This is a genomic window from Companilactobacillus kimchii DSM 13961 = JCM 10707, from assembly GCF_001435445.1.
Lineage (GTDB): Bacteria > Bacillota > Bacilli > Lactobacillales > Lactobacillaceae > Companilactobacillus > Companilactobacillus kimchii.
Genome location: NZ_AZDH01000001.1, coordinates 58018 through 70886, shown reverse-complemented (window position 1 = coordinate 70886; position 12869 = coordinate 58018). Strand labels below are relative to the sequence as shown.

At 35.0% G+C, this 12869-nt stretch carries 10 protein-coding genes; 5 read left to right on the top strand and 5 right to left on the bottom strand.

What is annotated here, in order from left to right; translation table 11 throughout:
* Window positions 1-12: 12 nt before the first annotated feature.
* Window positions 13-459 carry a PTS fructose transporter subunit IIA gene (locus FC97_RS00335; protein ID WP_054642635.1) on the bottom strand — a complete coding sequence of 149 codons (447 nt, stop codon included), beginning with the start codon at window positions 457-459 and terminating at the stop codon, window positions 13-15.
* 144 nt (window positions 460-603) lie between these two features.
* Window positions 604-2382: a glycerophosphoryl diester phosphodiesterase membrane domain-containing protein gene (locus FC97_RS00330; RefSeq protein WP_054642634.1), complete on the bottom strand. Its 1779-nt coding sequence runs from the start codon at window positions 2380-2382 to the stop codon at window positions 604-606.
* 79 nt (window positions 2383-2461) lie between these two features.
* On the opposite strand from FC97_RS00330, the gene FC97_RS00325 reads away from it, so the two are divergent.
* On the top strand, window positions 2462-2806 hold the full coding sequence (locus FC97_RS00325) for an ASCH domain-containing protein (RefSeq protein WP_054642633.1): 345 nt from the start codon (window positions 2462-2464) through the stop codon (window positions 2804-2806).
* A 20-nt stretch (window positions 2807-2826) separates the two neighbouring features.
* Here FC97_RS00325 and FC97_RS00320 read toward each other — a convergent pair whose 3' ends face one another.
* The gene (locus FC97_RS00320) at window positions 2827-3549 is read right to left on the bottom strand and encodes a GntR family transcriptional regulator (RefSeq protein ID WP_200958242.1); all 723 of its coding nucleotides are present in this window, start codon (window positions 3547-3549) and stop codon (window positions 2827-2829) included.
* A 78-nt stretch (window positions 3550-3627) separates the two neighbouring features.
* Window positions 3628-5337, bottom strand: coding sequence for an amylo-alpha-1,6-glucosidase (locus tag FC97_RS00315; RefSeq protein ID WP_199800799.1), 1710 nt, complete (start codon window positions 5335-5337; stop codon window positions 3628-3630).
* 156 nt (window positions 5338-5493) lie between these two features.
* Between FC97_RS00315 and FC97_RS00310 the strand changes: the two genes are divergently transcribed.
* Window positions 5494-7419, top strand: coding sequence for a PTS sugar transporter subunit IIABC family protein (locus tag FC97_RS00310; RefSeq protein WP_082397512.1), 1926 nt, complete (start codon window positions 5494-5496; stop codon window positions 7417-7419).
* Window positions 7420-7563: 144 nt separating this feature from the next.
* On the opposite strand, the gene FC97_RS00305 is transcribed toward FC97_RS00310, so the two are convergent.
* Complete coding sequence (locus FC97_RS00305; protein ID WP_054642630.1) at window positions 7564-8718, bottom strand: ArgE/DapE family deacylase; 1155 nt, start codon at window positions 8716-8718, stop codon at window positions 7564-7566.
* A 321-nt stretch (window positions 8719-9039) separates the two neighbouring features.
* Here FC97_RS00305 and FC97_RS00300 point away from each other — a divergent pair, with 321 nt between their 5' ends.
* From FC97_RS00300 to nrdG, 3 genes are all read left to right on the top strand, one after another.
* Entirely contained in the window at window positions 9040-9675 is a 636-nt protein-coding gene (locus tag FC97_RS00300) for a pentapeptide repeat-containing protein (RefSeq protein ID WP_054642629.1), read from the top strand.
* Window positions 9676-9967: 292 nt separating this feature from the next.
* Window positions 9968-12178 carry an anaerobic ribonucleoside-triphosphate reductase gene (gene nrdD, locus FC97_RS00295; RefSeq protein ID WP_054642628.1) on the top strand — a complete coding sequence of 737 codons (2211 nt, stop codon included), beginning with the start codon at window positions 9968-9970 and terminating at the stop codon, window positions 12176-12178.
* Window positions 12108-12689: an anaerobic ribonucleoside-triphosphate reductase activating protein gene (gene nrdG / locus FC97_RS00290; protein WP_054642627.1), complete on the top strand. Its 582-nt coding sequence runs from the start codon at window positions 12108-12110 to the stop codon at window positions 12687-12689. The genes nrdD and nrdG overlap by 71 nt, the downstream gene beginning before the upstream one ends.
* Window positions 12690-12869: the final 180 nt, after the last annotated feature.

The following is a 12869-nucleotide window of genomic DNA, read 5'->3' as shown; positions in this document are numbered from 1 at the left end:
CCCCTTACAATTTTAATTTTCTAGGACATTGTTAATAGCTGTGAAAACTTCTTCTTTAGTACCATTCTTTAAAATTGATACGAAATCTTTGTGTACTAGTTGACGGCTTAGCTTTGCTAATAACTTTAGATGTGTATCACCTTGATCGTTAGGGACCAATAAACTAATAAAAGTATTAACTGGTTTACCGTCTAAAGAATTCCATTCAATATCTGAACTACTTCTACCAAATAGAATAGCGGTAGTCTTTACGTTATTTGTACGTGCATGGGGTATTGCAACACCGTTACCAAATCCCGTAGTCGATTCTTTTTCTCTTTCTAGGTAATCCTGAACTAAAGTGTCTTCAGCCGAAACGATATCTTGACTCTTTGCAAGAGTAGCAAGTGAAGAAAGTATTTCCTTTTGTGTATTACCATTTAAGTTCATATTTATGTGATCGATGTTAAACATAGTCATTATTTTTGACTCCTCTTATCCTTGATTTCAAATAGAGTATATTTGAAAACGATTACAATATTAATGATCAATTTGTCACATGAGAGTGACAAAAGCCCACATTCTTGGATTCAAGAATGTGGGCTTCTCTAAAAATATAGTTTGTTAATTAAAAGGATCTTGCATTTGAGTAACGTAAATAGTCATACGTTCTGAGTAACTGGATTTATTGAACAAACGGTGGATTTCACCATTCAAGAGACTCAGGTTATCCGTTATAACGCCGTCAGAACCTATGAAAATCATATGATCCATTGATTCTTCATCATTTGCCGTCCAAGCGTAAACTTTCTTATTTTGCAAGTGAGCGCCTTCAATAAATCTAGAATTCAAAGTTGTGTATTCCATCGTGAAGGCATTAGCTTTTGTGATGGGAATTCCAGCTAGATTGAATGACAAGATGTAACTGGCTTTAACTTTAGGCATGTATTCTTTACTTTGCTCGATATATTTATAACTAAGTGAGTGTACCATGTCTTTATCTTGATATAGGCGTGTACCGTATTTCTGAGAAAAATGTTTAACAAAATTATTACTGTTACCAGAAACTGATTTGAATTCAACTAGTAATTTTTGATTCAATTTTTCTGAAGCAGCAAGATAATCATCGAAGCTGGCAATATAAGCTGTTTTACCATTTTCATGGATCTTAGTTGATGTTAATTCGTTCAAAGTCATCTGACTAGGTTTCTTATTAATTCCGGCTAGATTGCTCAAGGTATTATCATGATAGACGACAAATTGATGATCTTTGGTCTCTTGAATATCCATCTCAATGTAATCAGGTTTCTCTTTCGAAGTAGCCTGCATGGCAGAAACAGTATTTTGAACACCATTACCGTCGTCAACACCACGATGTGAAATTGTAACTGGTGGTTCCAACAGCCAATCGTTAAAGTAGGTAACGTTGTAAGTTACAAAACTGATAACAACGACCACGGCCATGACACCCCAGAACCATTTATGACCACGATGTTCTCTTTTGGGATAGAAGTAATGAGTATGTGTGTGACTCAACATAATCAAAACGGCGACTCCAGAAGCGTAAATACTGATGAAAATATTAATAAATTGAATTAGTGTCATGTTGATGACAGCCATGGTAAAGTCGAATTTTCCAAGGAAGGCTGCCTGATCAATTAGCCATTGGAGCAAAATTACGATACCAATCAAAACAGTTGCCATAATTGATACTACAGCGATTAACACAAGAAAAATTCCTAAGTAGTGGAGAGTTTTACCACGAGTCATTTCCCAACTGCGATTTATAGCTAACTTGATTGGTTTATTTTCAAAAATCATAAGTGGTAAAACGAAGAGCCAACGAAGTCCAATGTAAAGGACAATCAGATAGATAGCTCCCAATAATATTGCTAAAGGAAGATGTTCCTGTAGTAGCCAATCCAAAATGAATTGTGGAATCTTGACTTTATTCAATAAGGTAGAAGAAATACCTAAGCTACCAAAAGGTGTGATGATTAAAAAGTAAAGTAGGAAGAAACCGAAAGCTTTAAAAGGTAAACCTAAAACATTTTTAGAAACACGTTTCAAATAATCCCACCAACTCAGACTGGCTTTAGATTTGATGGCTTGGAAACTGATTAAGAGTAAAGTGAATTGCGTGAAAACTAGCAATAGTATTAATAGAAGAATAACGATTAAACCAATGACTACCAGTGGTTTCTTGGTAATAAGGTAGGGCACATTAGTGTAAGAAAGGTATTTAACATTTCCTAAAAAAGTTATCCCGTTAGCTAAGTAGTTAAGAATTGGTACTAAAACATAGGTGATCATCAATTGAATTAAGATGATGATTTGACTGTACTTCCAGAAGTAGCGCCAAAAGTTACTATTTTGTTTCCGAAATTCGGAAAATATCCCCATATTATTTATCCCCCAAAGAATTGTTGTATACCTCGTTATTATATAATTATTAATATTAATTGAAAGAAGGAATTGTGATATGCAAATGGGATTATACGATCAACCGTTTGAGGCCATCAAATCAGGTGAAAAAACGATTGAGGTTAGATTAAATGATGAGAAACGTTCACAATTGCAAATTGATGACTTCATAGAATTCAAAAATCTGACTACGGGCGAAACCTTAAAGGTTAAAGTATTAGGGTTAGAAAAATTTACAACGTTTAAGGAACTTTTTGCCAAATATTCTGGTTCGATTATTGGTGCACCTGAGGATGAATCAATTGAAGAGTTGGATCGAGAGAATCAGGAGATATATTCACGTGAACGTGAGCAAAAGTATGGTGCTTTAGCTATTAAAATCGAAAAAATCACGAATTCATAAGAAAAATGAATTCGTGATTTTTATTTGTCCAACATAAAGGAAACTGGATTGGTCTGATTTTGATCATAAAAAATAAATTTATCAGGTCGATGATGAGAAACAGTGTATTCAAACATAGTTCCGTCATTGGTGAATGAATAGTTTGTCACAATCGGAACGGCGTTATAACCATTCAAATCCAAATATTTTTTATCCTGATCAGTCGCTATGCCAAAGGTTAAAATACGCTTGGTAGTAGCAATTGGTTCATTTAGAACTTCATTTAAATACTTATAAATTGAATTTTGGGCGATACTGATAGTCAAATCCTTAACAACTTTGCGCATGAAGTAGTTCTCTTCAATGATGTAATTGTCATCACCGATAGAACGGAGCCTTTTAATATAATAGACGGGTGTGCCGACAGGAAAGGTACTTTCTAGAGCTAATTTCTTATTGATTTCAATTTCATCGAATAGCAAAACACTGGTTTTAAATTTGATTTTATTACGGTCGGCCATTTGACTAAAAGAATGGTTGCCTTTTTTGATTAAAGTATTTTCTAAATTGGCGTTATAAATAACTATAACGCCTTTGCCGCGGATGCTTTGGACGTAACCTTCTGTACCTAGTTTCTTAATTGCTCGACGAAGGGTATTACGGGAACAGTCATATTCTAGAATCAAATTGGTTTCTGAAGGTATTTTTTCTTGATACTTGTATTCTTCGTTCTTAATTCTTTTTTTCAAATCTTCATAAATCACATCGTACTTATTGTTTGCGATAATATCACCCCTCCAGAAATCGTTTATATCTATAATTATTACTGTTTTGATTTAATTTTACAAATGCAATTCGTTGGCAAAATATAGAAAAGCACTGGCAGTCCATGAGAATGATTTATCTCGTAAACCGACACCGGTTTTAGCATCGAAATTTTCAGCGAAACCATATGTTTTCACAGTTTTACAGAAACCATGGGCAATTTGTTGAGCTAATTCTATTTCACCAGCATCTTTTAGTGCTTCATACATTATCACAGATGAAGGCCCCCAAATAGGGCCACGCCAATAGGCGTCGTCTTGATAAAGTGGACTATCAAGAGCTTCAGTTGCGATACCAAATTTGGTAATGAAATGTTTCTTGATATCTTTAGTGATAGCATCGATTTGTTGATGATTTAGTTCTTTACTTACAACTAATGAAACGAGAGGTAAGAGTCCGTGGGATTCTATTTTTTTGCCAGTGAACATTTCTCTAGCACAAGGTAGATTCCTTTCATCGAAGAAGTAACTTTTAAATTTAGCGGTTAGGATAGCTTTTTTCTTAGACCAATATTCCATCTGTTCAGGCAAATTAAGTTGTTTGGACAGTTTGAACAAATAATTCATAGCAAAAATCAGATAGGCCGAAAGATCAGGTGAATCGATGACGGTATTTTGGGCAAAAACAGTACTGTTGTCCTGGCCGCTATCATTACCGTGATCGTATTCGCAAATGCCGTCTTCATTGGAGTCTTTATAGTTCAAATAAAAGTTAACTTGTTTACTGATCCAGTAATGGATTTCAAATAACTGTGTGTCTGTAAACGCCATTTTTTGAGCCATTTTAGCAAAAATATAGGCATGGATCGGTGGTTTGGAGAAGTTCCATCTAATAGTTGAATCGCTAACTGATCCCGGTAACTGCCCCAATTTATCTTGATGTTGAAAAATGACTTTCATCTGATCCCAAGCTAGTTGATTGTCTGATCCTGCTAAGGCTAAAGCCATAAAACAATGATCCCAGCTCCAAACACCGGGAAATTTATTGTTAGAAGCATAGATAGAAGCAAATTTTAAATTACCTTCAGGAAAAACAGTGGCAGACCAGAGGGTATAAATTGCATCTAGTTGAACATTTTTGTAACTTGATTGAACAAGTGGAAATTGCTGAGCAAAACTGTGGAAGTTTTGTTTGGCAATTTTTTCAATTAAAGAGAAATCCAATTCTTCATTGTCAGGTTTTTGCATGTTGGTTGGTATGTCTTGAACGACAGCAATAGTAGACAAATTGTCTCCTTGGGGGAATACGTCAATAAACGAACTATTATTAGCTGTTTTATTGCTCCCAGTCGCATCCACAGTCAATGATTGGGATAGATGTGAAGAGCAATTAGTAGTGTAAACCAAATATTTAGTGAGATTCTTGTAGCTATTGACTATGTAGTAGGGAGACTCTTTTTTACCTAGTTGAAAATTGTATTCAAAATTGAACTTAGGGTGTGATGCAAAGCGGATTCCTAAGCCATCAGTGCTGTAAAAAACAATTTTTTGAGCAGTATTAAAACATATTCTGACTTTACCAAAATTGGAGACTAGCTCTAATAAAGTGTAGTTTTCTACTACCTTGAAGGGAACGGGACTACCATTGTGGGTAACTAAGATTTCAATACTATCCATATTTCCTTTAGATTTACCATGTAGAGATTGAAGCCATAATTTATCATCATGTTTGAAAATGGACATGTATGAACCGTAATAACTAAAGGGTACTGAATTAATATTCATCATATTTCTCACCAACTAAATTAATCATATTTTTATATTAGAACCTATAAGTAGGCACTTTCTAAAGCAAATATATTATATCTTGCTAAACTAGTTTAAACAAGTTATACTTGCTTTGTTTTTTGGAAATATATAAATAATTTTAGGGGAGATGATCTTATGGCTGATATGAAAGGTGATGTTACCAAAATCATCGAATTAATCGGTGGCAAAGATAATATCGAATCAGCAACTCACTGTATCACCAGATTAAGACTCATTCTTAAAGATCAATCAAAAGTTAAAGATAAAGAATTAGAAAAAATTGATATTGTTCAAGGGACCTTTTTGGCAGGTGGACAATTTCAAATCGTGATTGGACCAAGTGTTCCTAAAGTTTACGATGAATTCATTAAACAAACGGGGGCTCAAGAAGCATCTGTCGAGTCGGTTAAACAAGAAGGCCGTAATAAACAGGGTGCATTGCAACGTCTAGTAAGACTGTTAGGTGATATCTTCATTCCTATCATTCCGGCTATCGTTGCTGCAGGTTTATTGATGGGTATTAATAATGTTTTGAGTAATAAAGGAATCTTTTATCCAAATGCATCATTCATTCAAATGCATACAGAATGGAAGGGTGTTAATGATATTATTCAACTGATCGCACAAACTTCATTTTCATTTTTACCTGCATTGATTGGCTGGTCAGCTGTTAAAAAATTTGGTGGGAATCCACTATTGGGTATAGTTTTAGGACTAATTTTGGTTAATCCTGCCTTAACAAGTGCTTACGATTATGCCTCACATCCAGCCGCTACTCCAACCTGGAATCTGTTTGGCTGGCATGTTTCCCAAGTTGGTTATCAAGGACAAGTTATTCCGGTATTGGTGGCCGCGTGGGTATTGGTCAAACTGGAAAAATACTTTGAGAAACATCTTCCCGATACATTGCAATTAATTTTAGTAGCTCCATTAACACTTTTAATTACTGGATTCGCTTCATTCTTAGTTATTGGACCTATTACCATGACTGGTGCCAACTGGATTACTAAAGGCATTGTTTCAATCTTTAATGCAGTTCCTGTTCTTGGTGGTGCGTTGTATGGATTTATCTGTGCACCATTGGTTATTACTGGGATGCATCATCTATTTTTAGGTGTCAATTTGCAAATGGCTGGAACACTTGGCTATGTGACACTTTGGCCAGTTGGAGAACCAGTTACAATGGCTCAAGGTGCTGCTTGTTTAGCAATGGCATATATTTTTAGAAAAGATGCTAAGAAGAAAAATGTTGCTTGGTCTAGTGGTTTATCTTCATTCTTAGGAATCACAGAACCAGCTATTTATGGTGTTAATTTGAAAAATAGATATCCTTTCGTTGCCGTTATGCTAGCTGGTGCCTTTGGTGGTGCTTGGATGGGATTCTGGCAAGTACGTTCATCAAGTGTTGGTGTCGGTGGCGTCTTGAGTTTCTTAAGTGTCTTTCCTAAACAGTGGAGTTTTTACCTTGCTGGTGAGGTCATGACATTCATTCTAACTATCGTTTTAACATTTGCTCTTTCTAGAACTAAATTGAATGCGGATAGAAATATCGGAAACGATGAGGTGGCTCACGATTTAACAGCTTTCGCTACTGGAAAAACTGAAGCTATTGAAAATGTTCCCGACGAAATGTTTTCCAAGAAACAATTAGGTGATGGCATTGCCATTAATCCTACAAGTGATAAGTTAGTTGCTCCAGCTAATGGTCAAGTTACGGTCGTTATGCAAGGTAGTAATCATGCCGTCGGTTTAACTTTAAATGATGGAACAGAAGTTTTACTTCACATCGGAGTTGATACTGTTGATATGAAAGGTGATGGCTTCAAGCCACTTGTTGAAGTTAATGATCACGTTAAAGCTGGACAGACTTTGATCAAATTTGATAGTAAAAAGATTAGGGCAGCTGGACACAGTAATATTGTAATCATGGCAATTACTAAACAAGGTAACGATATTAAATCGATTACTTATATGAAACCAAATCAAGAAGTAGTAGCTGGTAAGAGTGTTGTGGGTGACATTGATTGTCTAGCTAATGTGGCGAAAACTGCTACTGCTTAAACTGCCATCTTCTCAATTCTTACTCCAGACTAGATTCTACGATTATTCAAATTTTAATAGTATCTGAATTTTGTCTTTAAATAAAAAAAGGTGTTCATATCAACCATAATTGGCCAATATGAACATCTTTTTTATTCTTTTCGATTATTTTGCATTATTAAGGAAATCAACGAAGAGTTTTTCATAAATATCAATAAAGTTGAGATACATTTGTTTATCAACATGTTCGTTAATTTGATGAGGTGTATCGTTACCTGGTCCAGCAATCAAAAATGGTAGATTACTAGGCTTCTTTTGAACTAAATTGGAAGCGTCAGTAACAGCTGAAATTGGTGTGACATGAACTTCTTCATCCGTATATTGTTCCATTAATTTCTTCATAGGAGCAACAAGTGCATTCTTAGGATCCATCAAAACAGGTGACTCATTCATGTAGGCATTAAAACTGATTTGAGCGCCTTGATCGTTATACTTTTTAATCAAATCATTTAAAACATCAATAACTTTTTGGTTATCATATTCGGGAATTGTTCGAGCGTTGATTTCAGCTTCGGCATGGTCGGGAATGGAATTAACTTGTGTACCACCGTTGATCAAAGTTGTATTAAAAATTAATGGACCAATTGAATCATGCTTAATATTTTCATCACGGAATGTATTATTGGCGTCAATCAAGAGATTCATCAATGGATCAATTGCATTGAAGCCTTTTTCGGGCATGGAGCTGTGACTAGCTTTACCCTTGGAAATAAATTTGATATCCATCGAACCCTTTTCGGCATAACCAATATTGTAACCAGAAGGTTCACCAATAACTAAACCGTCGACATCATCCATTGAACCATCTTTCAAGAAGTAACTCGACCCTTCTTCGCCAACTTCTTCACCCATAGTAGCCATCAAACGAATAGTACCTTGCTTAGGGAGACCTTGATGATGTAATTCAATCATGGTAATAACTAGAGCAGCTAAACCAGACTTCATATCGGTAGCACCACGACCGTAAAGTTGACCATCTTTTTCGGTTAATTGGTAAGGATCACTATCCCAATCGTCAAGATTACCAGCAGAAACAACATCCATATGTCCTGAAATGCCTAAAACAGGCTTACCGTGGCCGATTTCAGCGACTAAGTTAGCACGGTTACCACGAATGATTTTGATTTCTGATTCGATATCGTATTTAGCCAATAAGTCCTTAAGATAAGAAGCAACCTTTAATTCGTTATCGTTATCTGATTTAATTGCGACTAGATCTTTTAAAACATCTAAACTTTGTTCCTCAGTAAAGAATTTCATGCCATTTCCCTCCAAATTGTAATTTGCTCAATAATGTCGATATGTTTTTTAATATCTTAATCATTTATTATAGCTATAAACTTATGGTAACAGATACTTGTGTTAAAAGTTTGAAGGATGGCTTTGATATTGCGGTTTTAAAATTAAATAATTAATTTTAAATTAGATTATTTAATTTATAGTGTTGAGGAGACGAATTCTAAGTTTAAATTACGTAATATTAATGATATTGGGTCCAAAAGGATTCGAATAGGACGCTCTTTTCTCTAATTTTTTCAGAAGAGATATCTGGTAATATGCTAGTTGAAAGAGGTGTAGTCGATGATTCAGCCTAAAATTGTAGAAGATTATTTAGAAAAAGGATCTTTCTTCGATATTTATGAAGAGGAAGATTTTTACTTAACCAATCGATTGTTAAAAGGAGAATTTTTAGAGGATCAAGAGATCAGGCATCCGATGATTGAAAAAACAGTTTTTGATCATATGACTTTTAGTAATTGCCAGTTTGAAAAAATTGAATTGACTGATGTGATCTTTAGAGGATGTGACTTATCCAATTGCATACTGGATGAAGCCAGTTTGTATCGGGTTGAGTTTCATAATTGTAAATTAATTGGAACTAATTTCAATCTATCATATTTGAATAATGTTGAATTTAATAATTGTTTGATGGATATGTCGGTCCTCAATCGAATGAATTTAAAAAGTGTTGATTTTATTAATGCCAGTTTAAAAGATGTTAGTTTTAATGAGAATAAATTGAAGAAGGTTATCTTTGATAATTGTGAACTGAATAAAATGAATCTTTTAGGAACTGAATTGAAGGGAATCGATTTAAGCAGTTGTCGTTTTGAATCAATTGATATTGACGAGTTTTCGGCTAAAGGACTTAAAGTTAATAGTGATCAAGCTAGTTTCTTTGCTCGCTACTTTTTAGGATTAGTAATTAAATATTGAAGAATTTTTATTATCCACTATGAGATCAGTAAAAATAACCACTACAACGCTATATATCTAATATAGGAATATTTTTTTGAACAAATACAATCGTTTGAGATGACAATCATTTTGATTAGCGTAACGACGATTTGTGAATGGATTCAAATGATGATTTCTTGAAAATAAAAATAAGACTACCATATGTTGTACTGATATGCTATATATCACAACATCTAGTATTTGGTAGTCTTATTTTTTTTATTATAATTTTGTAGAATGATATCAGTATTTAATAACTGGGGGGAAGAATATGACTACCGAATTGCAAAAATTAGTTTCCATTCCTGTAGAAAAAAGAAGTGGTACAGTGACTAGTTTTTATCCCTATAAAATAGAATTTGTTTTGGATCAACTCCAATTGAATTCTCAACAAAAAGATATAGTGATTTCTGAATTAGTCTCTCATTTTATTGACTTGAAACATCTGACGACTACTCAAATCCATGGGCTTATTTTTGATGTTTTGAACGATAATGAGATGGAAGAACAAGCAGAGAACTATGAATGCTATTTTGAAGCAGACCAAGATAAGTTTTCACGTGCAACAAACGTTCAATTGAATATTGAACGTTTATTTAACCGTAATGAAGATGTTGTACATGAGAATGCTAATAAGGATAGTAATATTTTCAATACACAACGCGATTTGGAAGCAGGTGTTGCCAGTCGTGCTATGGGATTAAAAATGTTGCCAGAGTTGGTTGCTAAAGCACATTTACGCGGTGATATTCATTGGCATGATTTGGATTACTCACCAGTCACACCGGAGACCAACTGTTGTTTGATCGATTTTGATGAAATGTTGAGTAATGGCTTTAAAATCGGAAATGCCTGGGTATCTTCACCGCGCTCGATTCAAACTGCAACGGCACAGATGTCTCAAATTATTGCTAATGTAGCTTCACTACAATACGGTGGATGTTCAGCTAATCGAATTGATCAATTGTTGGCACCATATGCGGAAATAAATTATCAAAAACATCTTAAAGATGCCCGTAAATGGATTGCGGAAGATAAGCAAGTTGAATTTGCCCAAGAAAAGACTCGTAAGGATATTTATGATGCCATGCAAGCCTTGGAATACGAAATCAATACTCTTTACTCCTCCCAAGGCCAAACGCCTTTTACGACGATTAATTTTGGCTTGGGAACAAGTTGGATCGAACGTGCTATTCAAAAATCAATTTTGGAAATCAGAATTAAAGGATTAGGTAAGGAACATCGGACGGCTATTTTTCCTAAGTTAACCTTTACCATTAAGCGTGGTTTGAATTTAAATCCTGGTGATCCTAATTACGATATCAAAACTTTAGCGCTCGAATGTTCAACCAAACGGATGTACCCAGATTTGTTGATGTATGACAAGATCAAAGAAATTACGGGTAGTTTTAAAACACCAATGGGATGTCGTTCTTTTTTACAAGGTTGGAAAGATGAAAATGGTAAAGAAGTTAATTCAGGTAGAATGAATCTCGGTGTTGTAACGGTCAATTTACCTAGAATTGCTTTAGAATCCCAGGGCAATCCTGATCTATTTTGGGAAATATTTGAAGAAAAAATGCAGATCTGTCATACGGCTTTGGCATATCGTATTGAACGTACTAAGCAGGCAAAGCCAGAGAATGCACCGTTATTGTATATGTATGGTGCCTTTGGTAAACGTCTAAAGAAGACTGATAGTATTGATGAATTATTTAAGAACGAACGTGCAACGGTGTCTTTAGGTTATATCGGTTTGTATGAAGTATGTACCGCCTTTTTCGGTGATAAATGGGAAAATAACCAAGCAGCACATGATTTTGCAGAGAAAATTGTTAAGGCGCTACATGATAAATGCTTACAGTGGGCTAAAGAAAGTGGCTATCATTACAGTCTTTATTCGACACCAGCGGAATCACTGACTGATACATTTTGTCGCGATGATTTGGAAAAATTTGGTTCCATTCCTAATATAACTGAGAAAGAATATTACACTAATAGTTTCCATTATGATGTGCGCAAGCATCCTAATCCATTTGATAAATTAACTTTTGAAGAAGTCTTTCCTAAATATGCGTCGGGTGGATTTATTCATTACTGTGAGTATCCTAATTTACGTCAAAATCCTAAAGCACTCGAAGCGGTGTGGGATTGGGCTTATGATCATGTTGGTTATCTAGGAACCAATACTTCGATTGATCAGTGTTTCAAATGCGGTTTCAAAGGTGAATTTAATGCCACTGCCCGTGGGTTTGTTTGTCCAGAGTGCGGTAATCATGATCCACAATTCTGTGATGTTGTTAAGAGAACCTGTGGTTATTTAGGTAACCCACAACAACGCCCAATGATTCACGGTCGTCATGTTGAAATAGCTTCACGTAGAAAGAATATGACTTCGGAGATGATAAAACATGCAGCAGAATATGAGAGAGCCAAACAATCCGACTCCCAAAGAATGGTTAAGCAAGGACCACAGTCTTAAAAGAATTGCCGACTATAAACCGTTTAATTTTGTTGACGGTGAAGGTGTTAGATGCAGTTTATATGTTTCAGGATGCATGTTCAGATGTCCTGGTTGTTACAACGTGGCTGCACAAGATTTTCGATATGGAAAACCATACACAAAAGAATTAGAAGATAAGATCATTGAAGATCTTGGACAAAGCTATGTACAAGGACTGACCTTATTGGGTGGAGAACCATTTTTGAATACAGAGGTCTGTCTTTCATTGTGCAAGCGAATCCGAAAAGAGTATGGACATACCAAAGATATCTGGTCATGGACCGGTTACTCATGGGATGAAATGATGAAAGAGTCGGACGATAAATTGGAATTATTGTCTTTACTTGATATCTTAGTTGATGGTAGATTTTTGTTAAGGAAGAAAGATTTAACCTTACAATTTCGAGGATCATCTAATCAGAGAATTATAGATGTACCCAAATCATTAGCAAGTGGTGAAGTTGTTATTTGGGATAAACTCGTAAGATAAAGAGTGGAAAACTCGTTTCTACTATAGATTAGAGAACAATAGAATCTAATAAAGAGGCACAACAATCTAACACGGTCGTTGTGCTTTTATTAAATCTTCTAGTTGACAAATGTAAACTTAGAGAATAAGATAGTATTTGTAGTTTACAAGTGTAAACATTAATTGAGGGATTGAGGAGAG

Coding starts and splice junctions, on each gene's coding strand:
- FC97_RS00335 (WP_054642635.1), bottom strand. CDS start 459: ATGACTATGTTTAACATCGATCACATAAATATGAACTTAAATGGTAAT.
- FC97_RS00330 (WP_054642634.1), bottom strand. CDS start 2,382: ATGGGGATATTTTCCGAATTTCGGAAACAAAATAGTAACTTTTGGCGC.
- FC97_RS00325 (WP_054642633.1), top strand. CDS start 2,462: ATGCAAATGGGATTATACGATCAACCGTTTGAGGCCATCAAATCAGGT.
- FC97_RS00315 (WP_199800799.1), bottom strand. CDS start 5,337: ATGATGAATATTAATTCAGTACCCTTTAGTTATTACGGTTCATACATG.
- FC97_RS00310 (WP_082397512.1), top strand. CDS start 5,494: ATGGCTGATATGAAAGGTGATGTTACCAAAATCATCGAATTAATCGGT.
- FC97_RS00305 (WP_054642630.1), bottom strand. CDS start 8,718: ATGAAATTCTTTACTGAGGAACAAAGTTTAGATGTTTTAAAAGATCTA.
- FC97_RS00300 (WP_054642629.1), top strand. CDS start 9,040: ATGATTCAGCCTAAAATTGTAGAAGATTATTTAGAAAAAGGATCTTTC.
- nrdD (WP_054642628.1), top strand. CDS start 9,968: ATGACTACCGAATTGCAAAAATTAGTTTCCATTCCTGTAGAAAAAAGA.
- nrdG (WP_054642627.1), top strand. CDS start 12,108: ATGCAGCAGAATATGAGAGAGCCAAACAATCCGACTCCCAAAGAATGG.